The sequence below is a fragment of the Acidimicrobiia bacterium genome (assembly GCA_018057765.1).
In the GTDB taxonomy this organism is placed as follows: Bacteria; Actinomycetota; Acidimicrobiia; order IMCC26256; family JAGPDB01; genus JAGPDB01.
In genome coordinates this window covers 22,127-45,270 of the sequence record JAGPDB010000006.1, presented here as the reverse complement: position 1 = coordinate 45,270, position 23,144 = coordinate 22,127, and the positions used below count along the sequence as shown (strand labels likewise).

24 protein-coding genes and 1 tRNA gene are annotated in these 23,144 nt (G+C 35.2%); 7 read left to right on the top strand and 18 right to left on the bottom strand.

Annotated features, from left to right (window positions below):
- Positions 1–62: 62 nt before the first annotated feature.
- Entirely contained in the window at positions 63–491 is a 429-nt protein-coding gene (mraZ, locus tag KBF89_03420) for a division/cell wall cluster transcriptional repressor MraZ (protein MBP9115372.1), read from the bottom strand.
- A 231-nt stretch (positions 492–722) separates the two neighbouring features.
- Between mraZ and KBF89_03415 the strand changes: the two genes are divergently transcribed.
- From KBF89_03415 to KBF89_03400, 4 genes are all read left to right on the top strand, one after another.
- Positions 723–1,595, top strand: a complete 873-nt coding sequence (locus KBF89_03415; GenBank protein MBP9115371.1) for a twin-arginine translocation signal domain-containing protein — start codon at positions 723–725, stop codon at positions 1,593–1,595.
- A gap of 357 nt (positions 1,596–1,952) precedes the next feature.
- Positions 1,953–2,918 carry a MoxR family ATPase gene (locus tag KBF89_03410; GenBank protein MBP9115370.1) on the top strand — a complete coding sequence of 322 codons (966 nt, stop codon included), beginning with the start codon at positions 1,953–1,955 and terminating at the stop codon, positions 2,916–2,918.
- A complete protein-coding gene (locus tag KBF89_03405) occupies positions 2,915–4,030 on the top strand; it encodes a DUF58 domain-containing protein (GenBank protein ID MBP9115369.1) in 1,116 nt (371 codons plus the stop codon). Before KBF89_03410 ends, KBF89_03405 begins: the two co-directional genes overlap by 4 nt.
- Complete coding sequence (locus KBF89_03400; GenBank protein MBP9115368.1) at positions 3,997–6,096, top strand: transglutaminase domain-containing protein; 2,100 nt, start codon at positions 3,997–3,999, stop codon at positions 6,094–6,096. Before KBF89_03405 ends, KBF89_03400 begins: the two co-directional genes overlap by 34 nt.
- Here KBF89_03400 and KBF89_03395 read toward each other — a convergent pair.
- Together KBF89_03395 and KBF89_03390 are read right to left on the bottom strand one after the other, a co-directional pair.
- On the bottom strand, positions 6,093–6,431 hold the full coding sequence (locus KBF89_03395) for a DUF3040 domain-containing protein (protein MBP9115367.1): 339 nt from the start codon (positions 6,429–6,431) through the stop codon (positions 6,093–6,095). The genes KBF89_03400 and KBF89_03395 overlap by 4 nt on opposite strands.
- Before the next feature lie 13 nt (positions 6,432–6,444).
- On the bottom strand, positions 6,445–7,290 hold the full coding sequence (locus tag KBF89_03390) for a polyprenol monophosphomannose synthase (protein ID MBP9115366.1): 846 nt from the start codon (positions 7,288–7,290) through the stop codon (positions 6,445–6,447).
- A gap of 30 nt (positions 7,291–7,320) precedes the next feature.
- Between KBF89_03390 and KBF89_03385 the strand changes: the two genes are divergently transcribed.
- Positions 7,321–7,656, top strand: a complete 336-nt coding sequence (locus tag KBF89_03385; protein ID MBP9115365.1) for a hypothetical protein — start codon at positions 7,321–7,323, stop codon at positions 7,654–7,656.
- Between the two features lie 3 nt (positions 7,657–7,659).
- Here KBF89_03385 and KBF89_03380 read toward each other — a convergent pair whose 3' ends face one another.
- Both KBF89_03380 and KBF89_03375 read right to left on the bottom strand, forming a co-directional pair.
- Positions 7,660–8,529, bottom strand: coding sequence for an acyl-CoA thioesterase II (locus tag KBF89_03380; protein MBP9115364.1), 870 nt, complete (start codon positions 8,527–8,529; stop codon positions 7,660–7,662).
- 19 nt (positions 8,530–8,548) lie between these two features.
- The gene (locus KBF89_03375) at positions 8,549–9,574 is read right to left on the bottom strand and encodes a 6-phosphofructokinase (GenBank protein MBP9115363.1); all 1,026 of its coding nucleotides are present in this window, start codon (positions 9,572–9,574) and stop codon (positions 8,549–8,551) included.
- A 78-nt stretch (positions 9,575–9,652) separates the two neighbouring features.
- Between KBF89_03375 and KBF89_03370 the strand changes: the two genes are divergently transcribed.
- Positions 9,653–10,471, top strand: coding sequence for a hypothetical protein (locus KBF89_03370; GenBank protein MBP9115362.1), 819 nt, complete (start codon positions 9,653–9,655; stop codon positions 10,469–10,471).
- 33 nt (positions 10,472–10,504) lie between these two features.
- Here KBF89_03370 and KBF89_03365 read toward each other — a convergent pair whose 3' ends face one another.
- The 4 genes from KBF89_03365 to KBF89_03350 are packed head-to-tail and all read right to left on the bottom strand — an operon-like array spanning position 10,505 to position 13,669.
- Complete coding sequence (locus tag KBF89_03365; GenBank protein ID MBP9115361.1) at positions 10,505–11,185, bottom strand: 1-acyl-sn-glycerol-3-phosphate acyltransferase; 681 nt, start codon at positions 11,183–11,185, stop codon at positions 10,505–10,507.
- Between the two features lie 43 nt (positions 11,186–11,228).
- Positions 11,229–12,404 (bottom strand): aminotransferase class I/II-fold pyridoxal phosphate-dependent enzyme, encoded by a 1,176-nt coding sequence (locus tag KBF89_03360; protein ID MBP9115360.1) that lies wholly within the window; start codon positions 12,402–12,404, stop codon positions 11,229–11,231.
- Between the two features lie 9 nt (positions 12,405–12,413).
- Positions 12,414–13,364: an ROK family protein gene (locus KBF89_03355; protein ID MBP9115359.1), complete on the bottom strand. Its 951-nt coding sequence runs from the start codon at positions 13,362–13,364 to the stop codon at positions 12,414–12,416.
- The gene (locus tag KBF89_03350) at positions 13,361–13,669 is read right to left on the bottom strand and encodes a hypothetical protein (protein MBP9115358.1); all 309 of its coding nucleotides are present in this window, start codon (positions 13,667–13,669) and stop codon (positions 13,361–13,363) included. Before KBF89_03350 ends, KBF89_03355 begins: the two co-directional genes overlap by 4 nt.
- Positions 13,670–13,691: 22 nt before the next feature.
- On the opposite strand from KBF89_03350, the gene KBF89_03345 reads away from it, so the two are divergent.
- Positions 13,692–14,129, top strand: coding sequence for an SRPBCC family protein (locus KBF89_03345; GenBank protein MBP9115357.1), 438 nt, complete (start codon positions 13,692–13,694; stop codon positions 14,127–14,129).
- A gap of 2 nt (positions 14,130–14,131) precedes the next feature.
- Here KBF89_03345 and KBF89_03340 read toward each other — a convergent pair whose 3' ends face one another.
- The 9 genes from KBF89_03340 to KBF89_03300 all read right to left on the bottom strand — a co-directional run.
- Positions 14,132–15,283: a glycosyltransferase family 4 protein gene (locus KBF89_03340; GenBank protein ID MBP9115356.1), complete on the bottom strand. Its 1,152-nt coding sequence runs from the start codon at positions 15,281–15,283 to the stop codon at positions 14,132–14,134.
- A 72-nt stretch (positions 15,284–15,355) separates the two neighbouring features.
- Positions 15,356–15,427: transfer RNA gene (locus KBF89_03335), tRNA-Cys, on the bottom strand.
- 110 nt (positions 15,428–15,537) lie between these two features.
- Complete coding sequence (locus KBF89_03330) at positions 15,538–16,758, bottom strand: type II secretion system F family protein (protein MBP9115355.1); 1,221 nt, start codon at positions 16,756–16,758, stop codon at positions 15,538–15,540.
- Positions 16,758–18,563: a type II/IV secretion system protein gene (locus KBF89_03325; protein MBP9115354.1), complete on the bottom strand. Its 1,806-nt coding sequence runs from the start codon at positions 18,561–18,563 to the stop codon at positions 16,758–16,760. The genes KBF89_03330 and KBF89_03325 overlap by 1 nt, the downstream gene beginning before the upstream one ends.
- A gap of 28 nt (positions 18,564–18,591) precedes the next feature.
- On the bottom strand, positions 18,592–19,290 hold the full coding sequence (locus KBF89_03320) for a hypothetical protein (protein ID MBP9115353.1): 699 nt from the start codon (positions 19,288–19,290) through the stop codon (positions 18,592–18,594).
- On the bottom strand, positions 19,290–21,071 hold the full coding sequence (locus tag KBF89_03315; protein MBP9115352.1) for a hypothetical protein: 1,782 nt from the start codon (positions 21,069–21,071) through the stop codon (positions 19,290–19,292). The genes KBF89_03320 and KBF89_03315 overlap by 1 nt, the downstream gene beginning before the upstream one ends.
- Before the next feature lie 141 nt (positions 21,072–21,212).
- On the bottom strand, positions 21,213–21,605 hold the full coding sequence (locus tag KBF89_03310) for a hypothetical protein (GenBank protein ID MBP9115351.1): 393 nt from the start codon (positions 21,603–21,605) through the stop codon (positions 21,213–21,215).
- Between the two features lies 1 nt (position 21,606).
- Positions 21,607–22,941 (bottom strand): AAA family ATPase, encoded by a 1,335-nt coding sequence (locus KBF89_03305; protein ID MBP9115350.1) that lies wholly within the window; start codon positions 22,939–22,941, stop codon positions 21,607–21,609.
- A 31-nt stretch (positions 22,942–22,972) separates the two neighbouring features.
- Positions 22,973–23,144: Cys-every-fifth RiPP peptide CefA (locus tag KBF89_03300; GenBank protein MBP9115349.1), on the bottom strand; the 172-nt coding region annotated here is incomplete at its 5' end.

The following is a 23,144-nucleotide window of genomic DNA, read 5'->3' as shown; positions in this document are numbered from 1 at the left end:
TGCCAGACCCAATGTTGATGTCAATTGCATCCGTGCACTAAATTTTTGGTTGAGCATAAAAGTTATATACCAAGATCTGGAAGATTTTGTGTATCGTTAAGAGTTGCATCACCACTAAGTGATCTCTCATTCCAAGTTGCTTTATCCCAAATTTCAATTCGAGAATACACACCTAAGAGAGTTACTTCTTTTTTTAACTTTGCATAATTCCTGAGTGGATTTGGAAGATTTAGTCGACCTTGTTTATCGGGAGTTACATCACTGGCTCCTGCAAAAAATGATCTTGCTGCTTCTCTCGCTTGTGGAGATGCCTTTGACTTTTCACGTATTTCATTTGCTACTTCTTCAAATTCAGAAAGAGTATAAATAAATAAGCATCCATCGCCTTTTGAAATTATTGCTCCACGCGATAAAGGGTCACGGAACTTTGAAGGCAATATAACTCTGCCTTTATCGTCTAATGAATGATGAAACTCTCCGAGAAACACCATACCCCCTTTTCACTTAACTACTTTTCGAATATTTTCACTCGATAGTTTGTTAACTCCCTCTAATGATTTTCTGATCATCTTTCGATAAACCATCCAGGTACTAGCCACCTAGGTCAAAACCACTGAGCTCCACTTTACCCCACTACCCACCACTATGCAACCACTTAGACACTTTTTTGCTCCATTTCGTAAAATTCTGATCTACCAGCCAATACGTGAAAGAATTAAGCTATGAATGAATTAAATAGAAGAGAATTTCTTAAAAAATTAGGGATTGGGGCATCAGGCCTAGCTCTAGGTTCCTTGGCTATATCATTACAAGGATGCTCTAACGACAAATCAACTAAAAATGAGAATGAACTTAAAGGTTCACAATATGTAGCGATTCGGATAAGTTCCGATTTATATAAATCTACGCTATTACAAAGATTCGCTTTTGTAATTTTTGAAAAAGAAACACATTTATCAAAAGAAACACTTAGTGTTAATTTAAAAAAACCAAGTGGAAAATTAACACAAATTAAAAATATTAGACCTAGAGTTGGTGGATTAAAATCTCAAGGAATATATTCATTTGAAACTATTTTTGATGAAGCTGGTAATTACGAAATATCAACATCATATGATAAGAATCCGGTAACACTTACATTTAATGTTAGTGAAGTAAACCTCGCACCTGGACTTGATACAAATTGTATTAATACTGACTCACCTACCAATGCTGATCCTAAAGATGCAAAAATATTATGCACAAGGTTCGATGGAGAATGTGGGTTGCACAAAAATTCAATATCAAATCTATTATCACAAAATGCACCCTTCCTAGTTCTATTTGCTACACCTGCAAGGTGTCAAACGAAATATTGTGGTCCGGTCTTAGACATATTGAAAAGTGAAGTTGAAAAAAATCCTATTAACTGCACACACATTGAAATTTATAAGGATGAAACATCACCGGATGTACTAGATGCAGTAACTGAATGGGGATTACCAAGTGAACCATGGTTATTTGCCGTCGATAAATCTGGAATAATTAAGAAAAGATTAGATGGAGCATTTGATCTAAGTGAAATTAAAGATTCTATAGACGCTATAAAAATCTAATATCGATCATTATTAGAATAATTTTTGACCCATGATATGTAATTAATTAGATCATCCTTTAATACCCTTATCTCGGGCAACTTATCACCGTATTGTGTGTGTAGCCTAAAACCTATATACCTCTTCGATGGTAATAACCGCATTATGCTATTTCCATCATTTGAAAGCGATGAACGATATAACCCTAAACCGGTCAGATAGAGCGAAGGATGAGGCAAAATTGCCCATAGTATTGCCATAAAAAGTACTCGAGTCTTATACATATTAAGACGAGAATAGAACAAATACAAAGTTGAATCAACTTGGGTGATTCTTTGGGATAATATAACTTAATGTCAAATAAAGAAAGCAGTAAAAATGGATAATTTTGCAACAGAAGAAGACTCAAAAAGAGCTGCAAAAATGTTTAATTCACTAGTGAATAATATTGCAATAAATATTAAAGGGAAAAACCCTGTAATTCATCTAAGTTGTGTATGTTTATTAGCTGGTGGGCACCTATTAATAGAAGATGTGCCGGGTGTTGGAAAAACTACATTGGCCAAATCAATATCAGAGAGCCTGAATTTAGAACAATCACGAATTCAATTCACACCTGACCTACTTCCAGGTGACGTAATTGGGACATCAATATTTAATCAAGAAAACAATACTTTTGAATTTAGGCCTGGACCAGTATTTGCAAATATTTTATTAGCTGACGAGATCAATAGAGCTTCACCAAAAACACAAAGTGCATTATTAGAATCCATGGAAGAAAGAAATGTTACCTATGACGGTATTACGCATAGCTTGCCAAATCCACATATGGTTATAGCTACACAAAACCCAGTTGAACTCAGCGGAACATACCCCCTGCCTGAATCTCAATTAGATAGATTCATGATGTCTCTAGCAATGGGTTATCCAAGTGTGCAAGATGAGATTGAAATATTGCAAGGATCTTCCACAAAACAAAAACTCACGGAAGTGCTGACTTTAGATGATTTCTTCGAAATTCAAAAAATAGCAACATCGATATATGTATCTCCAATAGTTGTAAATTATATTGTTTCATTAAGCAATGCAACAAGAGCGAACACAAATATATCATTGGGTATATCGCCGCGTGGATCATTAGCACTTTATAAAGCAGCGAAAGTATTAGCATTATCTTTAGGACGACATTATGTCCTACCAGATGATGTTAAAGCACTTGCTCCTAAAATATGGGAACATAGATTAATTTTAACTCCAAAAGCGAAACTTGAAGGTATTAAAAGAATTGATGTAATGCTTGCAACAGTTGGTGGTATTGAAGTCCCTACCATGAAAGAAAGATGATGACTTTTAGAGGCTACTGGGCTTTAACTATTGGTATCCTAGCGGGCTTAGGTTCAATATCATTTGCTTCAAAATTCTTACTGGTAATGTTTATATTTATGTTTACATTAATTATATTGTCGATTATCAATATATATATAATCAAATCTACAATCCATACAACACGAATAGTTTTACCCGAAAAACCTGACGAAGAAACCGAAATATTAACGACTTTACGAATAAAAGGTGCAACAGCAGATACTATTTTGAAAGATTATTTTGACAATGGGAAAAAAAATGCAAAATTCTTTTTTAATAAAACATCTAAAGATGCCATTTCGGAAGCACAATATAAATTTTGTGCAAAACAAAGAGGTAACTTCACAGTTGGTCCTATATTAATTAGCGAATCAGATTGGCTAGGATTCTTTTTAAAAGATCAAACTATAGACAACGAGGATATACTACTAATATATCCAAAAACTGAGACTATACCGTTGCCAAGTTTACCATTACGAGCCAGCGATGAATCTAGTTACTTCGACTCAAACTCAAGTTCGCTTTCAGAAGATCTCTTTGGGCTAAAGGAATATGAGCCTGGCGATGATATTAGATTGATACATTGGAAAACGTCTTCGAGAACAAGAAAGATATTCGTTAGGCAGCATGAACCTATATCAACTAGATCTATAGCAATCATTTTAGACCTCAATGAAAATTCTTATGATGAAAACGAATTTGAATCCGCTATCAGACTTTGTGCAAGTATCTGCCAAGCTGGTTTATCATCTAGCAAAAAAACGATATTTATAGGAAATGACCAACAAGAGGTTATATATGATGCAGATATTTTTTTAGATAAATTATGCTCACAGCAGTTAGTTAAACATACTGTACCTTTTAATATCTTAAATAGCCAGATTAAAAGTAATCAATGTGATTCTTTTATAATAACTGGATCAAGATTTGATACAACAAATATTAAAGAGACCATATTTAAAGTCACATCAAAAAAAATTAATGAAATAGACGGAAACAATGTTTTTTGTCTGAATGTAAAAACAATATTTGAAGATTATAAGCAATGGGTAGCAAAATGGAACGTTCGAGAAACATCAGCATCTCTCTAATATTCCTGTCCTTAATACTAGGATCGAATATTAATAATCTAATAAACATTTCACTTAATGACTATATATTTCTAGGTATAATAGTAATACTTCCACATTGTGTAGGTATATTCGCTGCAAAAAATAAAATATTTCAAAATATTTCTTCACTGGTTAGCGCTCTTATCGGCATAGAATTACTCTTACTAAAAGTGGCTGGACCTAAATTAGAAAAACTCATTCCAACAATTTCTAACCTGAAAAACATTTCAAAACAAGGACAAATTGGGATACGGCAATTTGCTGAAAACTCAACTCCATTGCAGTCAACAACGGGAACAATAGTTGTTGCTGCTTTTATACTATGGTCAATTTCTGAACTGATAGAGACAATTGCTATCAGATTAAATCTTTACGGATTAGCCTTCGCTATCTACATACTATTTTTTGCATTAGCCCAAAATAATTCAAATAATACATTTAATATACCAATCATCGCTCTTTTTTGTTTTGCTTGCTGGATTTATTTAAGGACAACATACAGATATAAAGTTTCAAATAGTGCACACAAAATACAGATCGTGAATAAGACAAAATATAAGATATTCGCGACAAATATATTCGCGACAATACTAATAACAACAATATGTATAGCCATTGTTATCCCAATCTCATCCTTACCTAGTATTGCACCAAAAAACATGCTTAATAAATTATCCAGAAACTCAACAATAACTGAATTATCCCCTCTTGTTTCGATGAGAGCTCAACTAAAAGATAATAATAATAAATTAATGTTCACAGCGAAAACAGATAGCGCCCAATATTTTCGACTTGGAGTACTAAATAAATTCGATGGAGATACTTGGTATTATGAAGCTCCAAAGAAAAACTATAAAGAACCAGTGCTTAAAGGCTTAGATTCAAGATTAGTTAATGCAACATTTGAGCTAAAAAATTTGAGTCCTAAAATTTTGCCTTCGATTTATAATACTGATTCAACATCAGAACGCAATCTCGTAGTATTAGATGACTCTACAATAAGTTCCCCAAAATCAGACATTACTAACTATTCAATTGATGCTTCAGTGCCAGAATCATCCTTTACCGATGAACAAATACGTATTGGTTCAACTCCAACACCAAAAGGATTAGATGATTATTTATTGATACCAGAAAATTTTGATCCTAGTATCGAAGAATTGAGTAGAAGTATTGCTACAAATAAAACATCAATATATGAACAAGTTACAGCGCTAAAAGACTATTTCACAAAAGGAGATTTCGTATATTCAACAAAAGTTAATTATAACTCTAGCCAAAGAGCTATGAGACAATTCTTAGATGCCAAAGTCGGGTTTTGTGAGCAATTTGCGGCAACATATGCAGCAATGGCAAGGTCGATAAGAATACCATCAAGGGTAATCGTAGGTTTTATACCTGGTAAACCAGATACAAATGGTGTATTCAATGTAATGTCAAAACAGGCACATTCCTGGGTAGAAGTATATTTAACGGGAATGGGTTGGATAACAATAGACCCAACTCCACAAGGAACACAACCTGGCCAGGCACCTTCTAATATAGGTGAGCAATTAGCAACAACTTCTAGCACGACTAGTACAACTAGGATTAAGAATACAACAACAACGTTAATTGGAACACAAACAACAAATACCATTACACAGTCAAGAGTAAGTCCATTAAGCACTTCAACTAGTAGCAATAACATTTTTAGTTTTTCAAATATACTATTTTTAACTTTGGTATCTTTATTGACGATCATGGGTTTTCTATATAACAGATATGTCCGTAAACGAAATATAGATTCGTTCCCAACAACACAAATAAATAATACCTATAAAAAAATATTTGAACATTATATATTAGAGTCCCACAAAATAGATATCACTCTTGCGGAATTAAAAGCAAAAGTGCCGTCGACTTGTTTGTATACACAAAAGTTTTTAGAACAATATTCAGAATATTCTTATGCACCAGATTGTGATATAGATATTTATGACTTAACGGAATCTGCTAATGATGCGCTGCTTGAGCTAACTGATATGGCCAATGAAAAAGTCTAATATTTATTTCTTTTTGATTTATTAGTCATTTTTTTTGATTGACGGATAACATCATCGACACCAGCTTTTGATATTTTAACAACATGATCAACTAGCGATATACCTATAACTACCATGATACCAAATGATATAAAAGATATATACCAAGCTTTAGTAAAAGAAATCACTATCACTACCAATAAAAGCAATAATCCAATTACTGAAAATAGTATTCTTCTTCCACTATGTCTGTAGATAGTTGTTTGCTCAACATGCTGAGCTAGATCAGGGTCAGAACGTCTAATATTGGCTTCAATATCGGCAAGAATCTTTTCTTCATTTTCACTTAATGGCATAAAAATCGTTCAATTACTTTCTGTTTTCTGTATCAATGATATGTGAATTAACTTCACCATCATTACTGTTATATAGATCTATATCATCATTGCTTTTACTAATGTCAACCTTTATGTTAGCTCTATGCGTAAATAATTTAGAAACTGGCTTCCATAACCTATCTCTTAAAGACCATATAGTTACGTTCTTTAATGCTTCAACGATAATGATACCACCCATTTTCGATACACCTTTTTCTCTTTCAGCAAAAGAAATTGGTACCTCAATAATGGTTGCACCAAATTTTGAAGCAGTATAAGTCATCTCAATTTGAAACCCATACCCTTCTGAACTTATTCCATTATCTAACATTTTCTTTAGTATCTTTGCATTGTATGCTCTGTAACCAGCTGTTGCATCTCGGGTTTTAATATTAAGCATAATTCGAGTATATAAATTTCCGCCTCTAGAAAGTAGTCTTCTTATTAAAGACCATTTAGGAATTTGACCACCTTGTACATACCGAGAACCAATTACTAGATCAGCTCTAGCTTCACTAATTGGTTGTATTAATTCACCTAGCACATCAGGATTGTGGCTTAAATCAGCATCCATCTGACAAATTATGTCGTATTTTTTTTCTAAACATTTCGAAAAGCCATAAATATAGGCTTTGCCAAGCCCAAGTTTTTCTTTTCTTGTTTCTAAAGATAGCCGTCCATTGTATTCTTTGCTTAGTTCTATTACAATATCGCCTGTACCATCGGGACTTGAATCATCAACAATCAATAAATCCACATCATTTTTAAGTACACGTCTAATAACTTCTTCAATATTTTCTTTTTCATTATATGTAGGAATTACCACACAACTTCGCATAGGTACATTCTAGTTGAGTACGATATAAAAGTGAATATAAACGATGAAAATTTATCATTTAATGAATCCGACTACTCAGAAGAAGAAATTGATTCTCTGGTTCCGACTAGAAAGGCGTATATTATCGCTTTTCTTGTATTATTCGTTAGCTCAATTACAGGTGGACTCATAGGTTATGCAAGCTCAAAGATTTTTGTAAATGACCCATCACAAATTATAGAATTAGTATTTGCCTTGCTAAGTTCAATTTCAATTTGTTGGTCAATGTCGGTAGTTGTAAATATAAGTTTAAAAGCAAGTGTAGAATTCAAAAGTAGAAAAAAACTATTTTCATCTTCTAAAAGGCCGTCAAAACTACTCAGATGACATCTATCTTTGTTTAAAGAATCTTGCTAAACCTTCTTGCATTACAGTTGCTACATGTCTTTTATCTTGTGTAAATATTTCGCCATAAGCTAAAGCTCTAGAATTTGAAGCATGAGGAGAATGCTGATGATATAAAAGCCATTCATCACAACGAAAAGGTTCATGAAACCAAATCGCATGATCCAATGATGCCATCATAAATTTCCCGCGGTATAAAACTTCACCATAAGGCAGCATTGCCGTATCAAGCAATGTTAGGTCTGATGCATATGTCAATATACATTTATGTATTAATGGATCATCGCCTAAAGCACCATCTGCTTTTAGCCAAACATCTTGTTCCGGTTCTTGCTTAGTATTAGCAACCCAAGCTGGTGCAGTAACAGAGCGAGTATCTATTGGCCTATCCCATACGAGCCATTTCTGAGTATCCTCATCGATATTATTCATAATTGGCCGCAAGCGATCTTGCCATGTAGGTAAATTCTCCGGTTCAACAATATTCTCAGGGAATGGAGTTGAATGATTAAAACCCTCTTCAACTTTTTGAAAACTTGCAGTAAGCACAAATATTGTTACACCATTTTGCTGTGCAGATACTCGCCTTGTTGAAAAACTACCACCATCACGAATTTTTTCAACGACATATGTTATCTTTGCTCCAGGATGACCGCCGACTAAAAAATATGCATGAAGTGAATGTACCATTCTAGATTTATCAACAGTTTTTCCAGCGCTTAACAAAGCTTGAGATGCTACTAATCCACCAAAAACTCTTTGCCTAGACTCTAAAGGAGTATTTCCCTGATAGATATTTTCGTCTATAGCATCTAGTTCAAAATATGTTAATAATTCATCTAATGCTTTTGACATGTATCAAGTTCAACTTTATCTACTGGAAAATATTTGCAATTTCTAAAAGTTCAAGGTCAACACGATTTAGTTCAATAGTGGCTTCAGCTAAAGTCACACGCTTAATTTCTTTACCTTTTAAAGATACCATTTTGCCATAATCTTTTTCATTTACAGCATCGATCGCGGCTATACCAAATCGTGTAGCCAATACTCGATCAAAGGCAGTTGGTGTACCTCCACGTAAAACGTGACCAAGTGTAGTTTCGCGTGTTTCAAATCCAGTACGTTGTTCTATCTCGCGAGCAACACGATAGCCAATTCCACCCAAACGCTGATGTCCATATTCATCTACATCATAATTAATTTTTTTCATTGTTCCTTCAATGGGTAATGCGCCTTCCGCAACAACAATAATTGAAAAATGAGAACCACGAGTATGACGTCTTTTTATTTGTTCACAAATTTGATCTAAATCAAATTCAATTTCAGGTACTAAAACAGCATCTGCACCACCTGCGATTCCACTATAAGTCGCTATCCAACCAGCATGTCTTCCCATTACTTCTACTACCATTACCCGGTCATGGCTCTCTGCTGTTGTATGTAAACGATCGATTGCGTCAGTTGCTATTTGTACAGCTGTATGAAAACCAAATGTTACATCAGTAGCTGAAATATCATTATCTATTGTTTTTGGCACACCCACAATATTTATGCCTGAATCGCTCATTGAAGCAGCACCAGATAGCGTTCCCTCTCCTCCAATAGCAATCAAACAATCAATATTATTATTTTCTAACGATTTTTTAACAATATCCGCACCGTCATCAATCATTGTTGGTGATAAACGTGAAGTTCCTAATATTGTACCGCCCCTGTGTAATAAACCTCTAGAACTATCTATAGAGAGTTCAATATAGTCAGATTCCAATACACCTTTCCAGCCATATTTATACCCAACTAGTGCGTGACCATAGAATCCCTCACCTTTTCTAATAATGGCACGAATAACCGCATTTAGCCCAGGACAATCGCCTCCTGAAGTTAAAATTCCTATTCTCATCTTATACCTTTCGTAAGACTTCTATTATTACACTTAACCATCTACATATCACGTATTTAATAGCGCTAAACTTAGATCATGGAAAAACTTAAAGATTCAAACCAAATAAATACAGAGGATATCGCTTCATTTTTTGAAGGAGAAGAGGTAGAGCAAATTGAATTTGTTCTGGCGGCATCTCATTCTAAACTTCCACGAGCTATGGTTTCACGACATGTGTATGTTGCCGCAATGAGCAAAACACGCCTAATCATGTGGGCCAAAAGGCGCACATTGGCAAAAAGCCTCTCTGAGATTTCTTGCTCGGTGATGTTTGAAGATTTACAAATACAAGACACTTGGTCTAAAAAAAATAAAAAGAATTGTGAATTACTATTTCCTGATGGACAATTAATTATTGTCGAGTCTTTTGATGCTACAAACTTATTTGTAGAAAATTTAGTGAATGCAATCGTTGAGATAAATAAACCAATTGCAACTAATACGAATCAACAACCAATCGCAAGTGAAGAGGTATATAGTCAAAAAGGTGTGGCGCTTAGTAATGATGTTGCTGAGGCTTTAGAAGAATCATTGGGCGCAAAGTCTTCTATTCCAAAGTCTCCAGAAACTGAATTAAGTTCACACGAACGAAGCCAAGAGAAAAAGAAAAAAGAAGTGGTAGTTACTCGGGATGTTATCATTCAAAGTTTATCTCGCGCACTTGATGGTTCCATCTCTCTAGAGTCACTGCAACAATGGGCTGTTAAAGTAAGGGACTTCAAAGTATTAGATGCTGATGAAGCAATGGTTAGCTATATTTTATTCTCATTATCGCGAATTGATCCATCAAATCCAGATTCAGCAAAAGAAGCAATCGGGGAATATTCTGAACGTTTAAATATTTCTTTAGTTTAAAATTACTTTTGTCTCTGGTCGCACAGCATATATTTAGATAGGTATAGTAGAAGCATAAGAATCTACATATCCATATTTACAAAGTGAAAATATTTCATACATAATTTCATCAGTAAGATTTCGTAATACTAGCTTCGAATCAGTATTCGATTTATACTTTTCAACATCGATTGCTTTACCAAAATGTATAGAAATTTTTTTACCAACTCGTGGTAATTTTTCATGAACATCTTGGACATTCTCGGTGCCAACAATACCTACAGGTATGATTACAGCGTCAGTTTCAATTGCTAAACGAGCAACGCCTGTATGGCCTTTATGTAAAAAACCGTCTCGAGTTCTTGTACCTTCAGGATAGATAGCAAACACACCCCCATTTTCTAGCACTCCTTTAGCTGCTTCAAGTGCGCCAGTAGCACTATTTAAACTATCTCTTCTTACAGGGATTTGGCCTGTACTTTTAAAAAACCATCGCGTTTTTATCGAATCAAAATACTCAGCTTTAGCTACAAAAGTTACTCTTCTCTTTACAACGTGAGGAATTAACATTGAGTCCATAAATGATCTATGGTTTGCAGCCAATATTACAGCTCCAGTGTTTGGAATATTTTCTAAACCCGTTACTTGTGTCTTTAAAAATGCTTTGAAAGGCACCGAACCGATCATTTTAGTAGCATCATATAAATCAAAGTCTACCTTTTCTCGCAAGTCCATCGATTTATTTTTAACTTTTTTTAAACTATAGAGCAAATTTATTTTATTCAAGTTTTGTTAATCCTTTTTTCAAATTTCTTATTGCTTGGCTTGTTCTTTGATCATTCTCTACTAAGGCAAATCTCACAAACTCTTCCCCACCGGGTCCAAATCCTGAGCCTGGAGAGACAGCAACATTACATTCGGTTACACAAAACTTAGCAAATTCTAGTGAACTCATTTCACGATAAGCATCTGGTATTTTTGCCCAAACAAACATAGTTGCTTTTGGTTTTGCGATTTCCCAACCAATGCGATTCAAACCATCAACTAATTTATCTCTACGATTTTGATAAATTTCACATGCTTGTTTTGGATAATCTGGAAGTTCATCCATTACCACCGTAGCTGCGATTTGTACAGGTTGAAAAGTTCCATAATCTAAATAGCTTTTTAATTTTTGTAATGCAGAAATAATCTCTTCATTACCTAGTAAGAATCCAACACGCCAACCAGCCATAGAAAAACTTTTTGTCATCGAATAAAGCTCTACACAACAATCGCTAGCTCCTGGTACACTCAATATAGAGGGTGGTTTATATCCATCAAAGCCCATATCGCCATATGCAAAATCATGAACGACAATGATGTCATGTTTTTTTGCAAATGCAACAAGCTCAACCATGAAATCATAATCAACAACTGTAGTAGTCGGATTGTGAGGAAAACTAGCAACTATTACTCGTGGTCTAGGCCAAGCCTGCTCATATGCTTTTGCCATATTTGATAAAACATCAGAACCGTCACCCAAATGTACATAATGTACAGCAGCTCCTGCCAGAATCGGACCCCATATATGAATAGGATAGCTAGGACTTGGAACTAAAGCAGTATCACCAGGACCTAATAGAGTCCACATAAGATGAGAGAAACCTTCTTTGACGCCAATTGTCATACATATTTGCGATTCAGGATCTAACTTAACATCAAAAGTACGATCATATAATTTTGCTACTGCTTGACGTAGATGAGGTATTCCCTTAGATGTTGAATACCTATGATTCCTTGAGTTCTGTGCAGCTTCACATAATTTTTCTACAGCTAAATCTGGTGATGGTAAATCAGGGTTGCCAAAACCTAAATCTATTACATCCTCACCTAAATGTCGCTGGGCAACTTTTAAATTATTAATCTCCGCAAACACATAAGGAGGAAGGGCATTTATACGACGAAAATCCATAATGATATTCTACCCTAACGAATCAATGGCAAGAGCGCCAGCTCCTAATAAACCTGCATTACTTTTAAACTTAGCTAATCGTATTTCAGGTAATGTTCTTCTTAAACTACCTTGCGCTACAACACTGTAGTGTCTTTGCACTCTAGATAAAAGTGCATCTCCAAGATCCGATACACCTCCAGATATTACGCAGACACCAAAATTCAATATATTATCCAAAGAACTCAAACCCAAGGCAATATTGTGAGAAAACTCTTCTAATATTTCAGAACAATTACTAGGATCTCTTGCAATCGATAGATTTACATGCGATCCATCAATTTTATTTATATCACCATCTACGAAATCAAGTAGATATCTAGATTCACCTCTAGAAATATGTTCACGTGCGACTCGACCTAAAGCTTTGCCAGACCCTAATGTCTCAAAACAACCCACTTGACCACATGCACATACATGACCATTTAAATCCATTGTAAAATGGCCGATATCAAATGCATACCCATCATTGCCTCTATATAGTTTTCCATCAAGTATCAAGGCACCTCCAATACCAGTACCTAAACCTACACTTAAAATATTTTTTTCATTTCTAACTGTACCAAATTTATATTCTGCATAACCTGAGCAATTATTATCGTTGTCTATAAATACTGGTATACCAATAGCATTCTGGAGTTCACTTTTTAGATCTACACCACCATCTATATTAAAAGCAGGAACATTTGGAGAATATATAACGTGACCATCAAGCGAGATCATACCAGCGGCACCACAACCGATTGCTTTAATACTATTGTCTTTTGAAATCAAATCTTTGGAAGTATCAACGATAACTTTCTTCATATCCGACCATCTAGTTAAAGTTAATGAGCTTTCTTCTATTTCAAAATTACCCTCTGAATCTACTATTCCAATACTTAGTTTAGTTCCACCAATATCAACTCCGATTGCTTTCATTTTTTCACTTTTGATTCTCTTATATTTATAACTGTATTATCTTCTTCAGCAGTATTATCATCAACAAACTTTAAATCCATTTGGACTCTATCTTTCTCACTAGATTTTAGTTGGTTAATTATTGTATCGACTGCATCTAATAAGTTTTTTGCACTCGATATAGCATCACTTGCACTTTCGAGAAGTAGCTCTTTTACTTCAGGGTCAACATTATTTTTTATTTCATTTAATTGACTCAAAGACATAAAGAGAAAATTAAAAATATTATCTGCAATGTTTTGATTTATGTTTTCGTCATTGTTCATTGCTTTATAATATAGTAGCAAGATGACCGAACATGCATCTGGAGAGATAAATATAAATAGCAAAATGTCTAAAGTCCTGGAAATACTCCTAGAATTAGATGAATATCCAAGTTGGATTCAAGACATTATATCTATTGATGTACATTCAAGAGATTCACAAGGGAGAGCGATCTTAGCAACAATGAAAACAAATGCTATGGGTAGGTCAATCGAACAAACCCACCAATACTCTTATGATAATTATCCATCAGAGATTAGCTGGAAATTCATTAAAGGAGATATGGTTTCTTCATTAATAGGATCATACAAATTAGAACAGCTTAATAATGACGAAGTAAAAGTTATATATAACTTAGATATTGATCTAACAAGTTCTTTACCGGGATTTATAAAACGTAAAGCTGCACAAAAAATAGTTGATTCTGCACTCAAAAACCTAAAACAAATCTCAGAAAAATAGTTCTATCTATTTGGTGAAATAGTTTTAATTCTCGAAAAATCACATTGGACAATGGGAACTAGCAAAGAAGCTAAATAGTCATATGAATGATTCTTCTCTACAAATTCGCGACCTTTAATCCCCATTTGAGAAGCTAATTCATTATCAGATAATAAAATATTTAGTTTATTGATCAATTCGTTTTCAGATTTAGGATCAATACAAAAACCCGTCTCACCCTCAATTAAACTTTCGGAACTACCACCAGAATCACCTACGATTACAGGTAACCCACAGCTCTGCGCTTCAAGAAACACAATACCAAAGCCTTCTGCTTCAAGTCCCTTCCATCTGTCTCGACAAAGCATCGCAAATATATCTGAACCATGAAGCACCATACGCAAATCTGAGTCGGACACAGAACCTAAAAAATGGATCCGATCTTCTACGCCTTTTTTTATTGCCAAATCTTTTAATCTTTTTTCATCACGTCCTTTGCCGACAATAACAACATTTAGATCTTCATCAGTTTTCGAAATCGCATTAATCAGTACATCGAATCCTTTTCTTGGAACTAGTCTGCTAATTGAAACAACAATTTTTGAATTAACTGAAATCCCTAAAGTCTCTCGTAACGAGATTTGCGCTTGCAATTTTTCATTTGTATCTGGTATTGAGAATCTATTTACATCAACTCCAGGGGGAATGCGCAAATAGTTGATATCACCATTTACAACATTGGCTAGTTGTTGCGCAGCGTATGTACCTGCACTTAAAACAATATCTATGCTTTTCATTTCCTGTCTTAGTAGAAGTTTTGTAGGAAAAATTTTACCTGGCGTAGTTATTTCTGCGCCATGGACTATAAGACACTTTGTGATATCTCTTAAATGTGAAGCAATTAATCCAGTAGGCAATGCAGGATCTATAAATACAATCTCAGAATTTAGTTTATCTATTGTCTTGTTTATATGATGTATAAGTTTTGGAGTTGGCCAAAGAATTTTTGAATAACGTTCAATATCGAAACTTTGTTCTCGATCAAACTCTTTTGCTCCATTATATTTAGTAGTAATAACTTTGGTATTTTCAAACGGCAACCTTTTCACAAGCTCATATAAATAATTTTGTATACCGCCGACTTTGGGAGGGAAATCATTAGAAACTAAAAGCACAGTTATATATTAGTATTATTAAATTTTAAAAATGCTAATAGTTCATCATAAAGACCCTGCGATCTTGTTTTGAGGCGGTGACGGGATTCGAACCCGTGTCCCAGGTTTTGCAAACCAGTGCCTGAACCACTCGGCTACACCGCCCTGAGCTTAAATTTTTAGAAATTTAAGTCGAACAAACATATTAGTTCAGGGTTGATGGTCATGAAGGTAAAGATACAAGGGTTTTCATATAAATATTAGAAGATATTCTATTATTGCTTTGAAACCAGACTTGGTGCATTTAGTATTGGTAGCCAAAATGCTATGACCAGACTACCTATTATACCACCTAAGAATACAATCAATAGTGGCTCCATTAGTGAACTTAAGCCATCAACTGATGTCGTAACTTCATCATCGAGAGTTTTTCCATAACGATCTAATAATGAAGGTACAGTACCTGTATCTTCACCCATTAGTACAAGCTGAGTCATAACTTCTGGGATTAGTGGCTCCTGCTTTAAAGCTAGACCTAAAGAAGATCCTTCACGAACATTGTCGTGAATTCTAACCACGGCTTCATTTACATGTTGATTACCCGAAGCATTACCTGCAAGTAGCAGTGCTTCAAGCAATCCTACTCCTGAATTCATTAGTGATGACAACACTAGAACCAAGCGAGCAATTGCTGATTTATGGATAATTGTTCCAAAAATCGGTAACTTTAATATCAATCTATCTTTTGTAGCATGAGCTGAAGGACTTCGCTTATATAAGACAACTAAAGTAATAATTATTATTGCTAAGAGTGGATATATATACCATTTTTCAATAAGTTGATCACTCATCCAGACAACAATCTTTGTTGGGAGAGGTAAGTCACCTTTTAATTGGTCGTAAATAGCTTGAAATTGCGGAACAACGAAAATCAAAAGCCCAGCAGTCATGACCATGGCAATAATAAATACAACAACTGGATACATCATTGCCGATTTAACTTTACGTTTTATTCGGACACGTGCTTCAGTTATAAAGGCTAAATGCTCTAATGATTCGTCGAGACGACCAGAAATTTCTCCTGCTTCAATTAAAGCACACGAAAGCTCTCCAACATTATCTCCTTCTTCTCGAAATGCAGAGGTTAAAGATGAACCTTCACCAACTTTTGTATGAATACGTGAAAGTATTTTTCCTATAGGTTTCTTAGCTTGTTGACGTGCCAAGATTCCCAAGGCAGGATAAACTGGTAGCCCTGATGCTTGAGTCGTTGCCAAAGATCTAGCCAACCATGCGATCTCTTTTGTGTTTGCTTTCTTTCGAAGATTTATTTCTTTAGTAGCTACAGTACTACCACCTTGTTTAGAAACTGACATAACAAGTAGGTTTTGTTGACCTAGTGAAGTTCTCACTTCGGACTCGTTCTCGCCTTCTAAAACACCATGAATTTCTTCACCATTTTTACTAAAAGCTTCGTACTTAAATGTTGCGGTCATTAGCCCACCACCCTTGATAGTTCTTCGATAGATGTAATACCTTCGGCTGCCCTATTAAGGCCATCTTGTAATATTGTTGTCATTCCAGAAGCAATTGCTGTAGCTTCTATTTCATTTGATGTCGTATTTTTAGAAACCATATGTGCAATTTCATCATTAAATACCAAGACTTCAGCAATTGTTGTACGTCCTAAATATCCTGTTCGATGACAATGAGCACAACCTTCTAAATTTGCTTTATAAAGGATTGACGGCGGTTCACCATTCCAAGGAAATGAATCTTTAATTTGATCCATAACATCAAAGGGTATATAACAACGATGACATAGTTTTCGCACTAAACGTTGAGATATAACTCCACGTAATGAAGAGGAAACTAAAAATGGTTCAACACCCATGTCGATCAGACGGGTTGGAACACCAGATGCTGAGTTCGCATGAACTGTAGCTAGAACAAAGTGACCTGTAAGAGCAGCTTGAATCCCAATTGATGCAGTCTCGCCATCACGAAGCTCACCAACCAAAATGACATCAGGGTCAGCTCGCATAAATGAACGCAATGCTCTAGCAAAAGTCATTCCTGCCTTAACATTTACTTGTATTTGTGTAATTCCTTTAAATCTATACTCGACAGGATCTTCAATCGTTAGTACTTTAAGATCAGGAGTAGCTATACGGTCAAGTGTTGCATAAAGTGCTGTAGTTTTACCAGAACCAGTTGGTCCGGTTGCTAACAAAGTACCTTGTGTTGCCGTTATTAGAGGAATATATCTTTCTAGGACTTGTTTTGAATAACCCAAATCTTCAAGTTTTGAAATTTTGCTAGAACGATCAAGAATACGCATTACAGCGCCCTCGACTCCCCAACTTGTTGGTAATGTGACGAGACGTAAATCAACAGAACGATCGTCAAAATCCAATCCGAATCTACCATCTTGAGGAAGTCTTCGTTCACCTACATCTAAATTAGACATAACTTTAAGTCTATTTATGATACCTGCAGCATATGAAATAGGATAAGTACCTACTACGTGTAACACTCCGTCTTTACGATATCTTACTATTACTTCTTCGCCTGCAGGTTCAATATGCACATCAGAAGCACCTTGTTTGGTTGCATTTTCGATTAGTGTTTTAACCAACTTTGAAGTTTTTCCTTCACCATCGTTATTAACAATTCTAATCTTTTCAACAACTTCTTCTTTTTCAATTTCTAACTCTTGTGAACGCTCTCTTGATTCTAAGACTGAAAGTACATCCCTGATAGCGGCAGCTTCTGCAACAACGATCTCTATTTTCTCACCTGAAAATAATTGTTCTATATCATCGAGTATTATTATATTTGTAGGGTCACAGACTGCTATTTTTAAATGGTTGTCATCAGTTCTTATTGGAGCAACCATCAATCTCTTTGCACTAGCAATAGGAATGTTTGAGAAACGATCCCTATCAACCATTGCTAAAGTTAAATCAATAGTTTCATATCCTTGTTTGATCCAAGCAGCTTTTTCTAGTATTCCTATTGATATTCCAGCACGCATTAATGAACGTAATGGCAACAAGCCGAATTGACTGCCAGCACTTATTGCTTTTCTTACTCGTTCAGTATCATCATATCCAGCTCTCTCTAGAGCATCGACATAGCTTTGTGTTTCAACTGTAAAAGTTATAGCATTTTTTTTAGTGCCAGTTAAAATATTTTTGTCTACGGGTACAATTTCATTTTTCTGAATTGGAGAATCACCATTTACGACGTCAATATTCTCGAATTCATGATTCGTATCTTCGTGCGCTGACATTGTCATTCTCTTTCCTCTACTTATTAACGTTTTTCTAATTACCTTCAGGCGTTAAAACGCATTCTGGTGCTGGTGTTGTTGGATCTTCTATACAACCAGCTGAATCTATATTTCCACCAGCGGCCCAACCAATTAAATTCATTTTTATTTCAACTTCAACTAAATTTGGGTCCGCAGATTGCCCTCCTTCGACATCGCCAATAGTTGTGATATTCGTACTTGTTATAACTACAATACGCCCTACACTTTTATTAGTTATCGATTCTAAAAACCCAATGACATCATTCATATTTCCTCTCACCTTTATAGAAACTTCATGATTATCTAATTGTGGTGCTGATGGTGTCACTGTTGAATTTGGGTTTGCAGGTACGGGTTTAGCTGATGGTGCGCTAGGGATTGAGTCCAATGCAATGACATCTTCCGGTGTACCTTCGAGCCATTGAAGTCTAAATAAATCTGCTCTTTCATTAATTTTGAGAATCACATTTGGTAATTCCAGTGAATTTGGAACACGTGCCTGTAGCTTTTTTAATCTTTTTTCTATTGATTTAGGATTCAAACTTTTTGCTAATTCTAATTTATCATTTGCTACTTTTGCAGTTTCAGAATTTTCATCAGCACGTTTAGATATTTCATTATATTTTGGAATCAATAGTTTAAAAACACCTAAACCTACTAATAGCAATACGCAAGCCATCAAAATTATTGTTAATTTACGATTCTTATTCATCAGTTACCCCCTATAGGAGCTGTTGTTGTTGTTGTAGAAGTTGTAGTAGTAGAAGTAGTAGAAGCTGGCGTATTGTCTGCTGTATTGACTAATACTCCTTTTTTATTAAATTTTGTGCCTTTATCATTAGCATCGTACCCATTAGCGATTTTAAATTGTTGCTCTGGTGATAGACCATTTACATATCCATCACAATTAGCAACATTTGGAACTAAATAAGAACTAGATAATGGATAAACATACTTAAATGAAAAATCTTTCACTCCAGTTGTGTCTTTAAATGTTCCCACACCAATTTTTTCTGTTGAGGCTGCTTTTTGAAGAAGTACCTGCCATACACCCAGAGACTTAGCAAAACCATTTTCAGGATCTGCAATTTCAATAGATGTATCTATTGCTGGACCTTCCGTTGTTGAAGTCACTGATATTGATTTAAAGATAGCAGGGCTTCCTGGAACAATTTCTTGTCTAGTTGTAATAAGCGAACACAATACTTTTGAATATGCAGGTAAACCAATCTCTAAAGTGTTTAGAGCAGTTTCTCCAAGTATAAGAGTGTCGTTAGCATCTATGACTTTTTGCTTTAATGCTAATTCTTTTAATGCTTTGTCCTTATCGTCTTTAGCGGATTGTTCTCTCAGCGTTGCATAAATTAATGGAAATGTAATCATCATAATAAGGCCAACAAAAGCGATCAAACTTATTAAGGCAATTGAACGTTGTTTCGCTTTTCGTTTTGCATTTTCCCTCTCAGCTTCGTATACAGGATTTGGCAAAATTGCGTATGGTTGATTAGAAAAATCTGAATATGCACTAGCAAGAGCTTGGAATGCTAGAGGTTTCTCATGCTGCTCAATATCTAGATGATAACCACGCGGTTCAGGAATAGGCAATATATTTATACCAGTGTCTGCAATTCTTGTAAGCAAAGTAGGAGTATTTGCACCAGCACCAAGAGCTATAAGCTCGTCTGGAACATCAGTACCTTCTCGTTTCCAAAATATCAAAGTTTTTCTGAATTCACTTACAAGTTCATCGAGAAACTCATCAGTTATTTCTTGAGGAGTTTTTTGCACTTCTTCATTTTGTGTAAATGATGTATTTGGTGATTGTGATTCTTCGATTTTTTTGTCTAATTCATCTAATCCACCAATTCGTAGAGCTCTAGAAACTAAAGGTAATCCATCTTCCAATAAAATAACTTCAGACACAGATCTAGCAACTCTGAAATATAGCCCATCAGCAGGGAGTAAAAATGTAGATGAAGTGATTGGAGCCTTACGCCCACCTAATCTTCTCCATACGGGATCCAAATCGTCTGATTCAACTGCTGCAATAACCATATTTAACATATTGGAGTTTTTTGCACCTTCACTTGATGTGAAATCATCTTTAAGATCACCCACAACTAGGGCAGCAACAGAAGTTGAGCCAGGAATAATAGGAAGATTATCTTCAGCAATTGACATAATTGCTGCACGCATCGCTCGGTCAGGTACGCGAGGTACATCAACTCGTCGCACGAATTGTCTACCTCCTGTAAATGCAACACGTACAATCGTTGCTTTAGAAGGAATCGCGTTTAAAGCAGAGTCTAACGCTTTAGCAGGTGTAGGTCCTTCAAAATGTTCAACACGAATTGAACCATGCGGTTCTACGTATGCAACATGTACTTGAGTGCCATCTACTTCTATACCTACTAAAAGTCTTAACTCTTGAACTGGTGCATTTTGCTGTTCCAGAGTATTTTTTGGACCTTTATTTTTATTTTGGAATGCCACTACTAGCACCTCCTACCAAATTTAAGATGTCAGCCGATTATTGTCTTCCATGACATTTAGACATTTCAATTATTATGAGAGTAATTCGTCAATAACATCACTCAACTTAAACTAATAAAAAGAAATTATCTAAAAATATGATTATCCAACATTTGAGATAGTATCGTCAAAAGCGCCTTCAATTGCAGCTAAACGCTGGGTAGTCTCAATCTCACTATCATTTGATACTTTTTGGCCACCCCATTTAACTAGCGCTTTAAGCTGGTCGGGTCCTACATGACCAATCAATACGGGTAAATCAAGTTCCAATAGCTCTAATAGAAATTTTTCGGGTAGTTCCCATGCCAAAATTCCAATAATATTTCTTATAGATCTAGACCATTCGATCAGCTCTATATCCTTTTTTGTGTTAATTACCAATAATATAGCTTCTTTTTCGTCATCACCTTTTTTATGTATAGGCAAAGACAATTTGTTAGCAACAGATCTAGCAGTAATACTTGTATCGAGTATCGCTAATTCTCTTTTTCCCATTTTAATTTCCTTTTTTCCATTTAAATAATTTTCTTTTTATCTTTGAGTCATCTTTATATTCTGAATTAGATGAAAAAATATCGTCTAATTTATTTGATCTTGATATATTTTCTCCGGGTGTATCGTCAAAGGACTGCATTGAGTCTTTGGGCAGTATTTTCTCCCATATTTTATCTAGTTGAGTATCGACTGAATTCTCACCTGATGTTGCTACAGTCCTAGCCATATTCGCATTTCCAACCCAAAGCTCTCTATCGTCTTCTATAACTGCCAATAGATCTACTTGATTACTAGGATGGTCAAAATCAGATCCTGAGATTACTTGCTTAATATCTTCAACTTCTCGCCCGACGTTATCTACTTTTTGGTTTACAATTAGCCCAATTTTGCTAGGATCAATTCCTAAACCAGGAAGTCGTTGTGAGTCCTTAGATCGACACATTGCTTCTAATGCCCTTCTTGCATCAAGCAAAGTTGCATGTTCATTATTAACAACCATAACAACTTTATCTGAACTGGTTAAAGCAAAACCTGATACCAATGGGTCGCGCAATTCAACTGGACAATCCAGAATTACAATATCAAATCTTTGAGTTAGTAATTCAAGAATTTTACTATATGTTGCTGGTGAAAATTTCCTTCGATTTGCACCAGTTTCAGGTCGCAAAGGAGCTAGTAAAGCAAACAGACCAGACCTTCTGTCGTATACTAAATTTCTAGAAAGCGATTCTGAATCTAAATGATGCTCATTCAATAATTCTCGAACTGTAGGGTTATATAGACCAAGTCTCGTTCCCACGTTTCCAAAACCTATATCTAAATCAACAATACAAACTTGAGCTTTTGTCGTGTAACTCAAACGAGCAGCCATATTTACTGAAATTGAGGTTTTTCCTACACCACCTTTCGGTGAATATACACAGATTATCATTGGTTCTTTTAATGTTAATTGCCTTTTTCCGTCTGAAACTGTCGGAAAATCATTCATGTTTAATGTATTTTTTGCATTTGATAAATCATCATTTGATTCATACATAGACCACATTGATTGATTACCATTTACATCATGGGATCCGAATGCAAAAAGAGCTTCATCTGCAATATTATCTTTTGTTTCAAAGATAGAAACTGATGCTTCATCACTTCTATCCGTGTCTTGTATATTTGAAAAATCACTACTATCCGAAAAGCTAGGCTTAGCTGGCAATGCGTAATTAGAAATATTTTCTACTTTAGTATTTTCAACTTGTTCACCTTGTTTGAAAAAATCTTGGTTAAAGTTACTTGCAACATCTTGGACTACCACGTTTTCTGGCGACTTAGGATAAACTTCCATATCTGTATGACTTAACTTTGTTTCATCAATTTCAGGTGTTAGTGGTATTTGAACTACAGGAGTCTGAACTAGTGGTGTCTGAACTACAGGAGTCTGAACTACAGGAGTCTGAACTACAGGAGTCTGAACTACAGGAGTCTGAACTACAGGAGTCTGAACTACAGGAGTCTGAACTACAGGAGTCTGAACTACAGGAGTCTGAA

Bases quoted from the DNA above. Each gene is read 5' to 3' on its own strand.
- KBF89_03380 (MBP9115364.1), bottom strand. From the start codon at position 8,529: ATGTCAAAAGCATTAGATGAATTATTAACATATTTTGAACTAGATGCT.
- KBF89_03330 (MBP9115355.1), bottom strand. From the start codon at position 16,758: ATGACCGCAACATTTAAGTACGAAGCTTTTAGTAAAAATGGTGAAGAA.
- KBF89_03415 (MBP9115371.1), top strand. From the start codon at position 723: ATGAATGAATTAAATAGAAGAGAATTTCTTAAAAAATTAGGGATTGGG.
- KBF89_03320 (MBP9115353.1), bottom strand. From the start codon at position 19,290: ATGAATAAGAATCGTAAATTAACAATAATTTTGATGGCTTGCGTATTG.
- KBF89_03325 (MBP9115354.1), bottom strand. From the start codon at position 18,563: ATGACAATGTCAGCGCACGAAGATACGAATCATGAATTCGAGAATATT.
- KBF89_03305 (MBP9115350.1), bottom strand. From the start codon at position 22,941: ATGGAAGTTTATCCTAAGTCGCCAGAAAACGTGGTAGTCCAAGATGTT.
- KBF89_03405 (MBP9115369.1), top strand. From the start codon at position 2,915: ATGATGACTTTTAGAGGCTACTGGGCTTTAACTATTGGTATCCTAGCG.
- KBF89_03310 (MBP9115351.1), bottom strand. From the start codon at position 21,605: ATGGGAAAAAGAGAATTAGCGATACTCGATACAAGTATTACTGCTAGA.
- KBF89_03360 (MBP9115360.1), bottom strand. From the start codon at position 12,404: ATGGATTTTCGTCGTATAAATGCCCTTCCTCCTTATGTGTTTGCGGAG.
- KBF89_03390 (MBP9115366.1), bottom strand. From the start codon at position 7,290: ATGCGAAGTTGTGTGGTAATTCCTACATATAATGAAAAAGAAAATATT.
- KBF89_03400 (MBP9115368.1), top strand. From the start codon at position 3,997: ATGGAACGTTCGAGAAACATCAGCATCTCTCTAATATTCCTGTCCTTA.
- mraZ (MBP9115372.1), bottom strand. From the start codon at position 491: ATGGTGTTTCTCGGAGAGTTTCATCATTCATTAGACGATAAAGGCAGA.
- KBF89_03370 (MBP9115362.1), top strand. From the start codon at position 9,653: ATGGAAAAACTTAAAGATTCAAACCAAATAAATACAGAGGATATCGCT.
- KBF89_03355 (MBP9115359.1), bottom strand. From the start codon at position 13,364: ATGAAAGCAATCGGAGTTGATATTGGTGGAACTAAACTAAGTATTGGA.
- KBF89_03345 (MBP9115357.1), top strand. From the start codon at position 13,692: ATGACCGAACATGCATCTGGAGAGATAAATATAAATAGCAAAATGTCT.
- KBF89_03350 (MBP9115358.1), bottom strand. From the start codon at position 13,669: ATGAACAATGACGAAAACATAAATCAAAACATTGCAGATAATATTTTT.
- KBF89_03375 (MBP9115363.1), bottom strand. From the start codon at position 9,574: ATGAGAATAGGAATTTTAACTTCAGGAGGCGATTGTCCTGGGCTAAAT.
- KBF89_03365 (MBP9115361.1), bottom strand. From the start codon at position 11,185: ATGGACTTGCGAGAAAAGGTAGACTTTGATTTATATGATGCTACTAAA.
- KBF89_03410 (MBP9115370.1), top strand. From the start codon at position 1,953: ATGGATAATTTTGCAACAGAAGAAGACTCAAAAAGAGCTGCAAAAATG.
- KBF89_03395 (MBP9115367.1), bottom strand. From the start codon at position 6,431: ATGCCATTAAGTGAAAATGAAGAAAAGATTCTTGCCGATATTGAAGCC.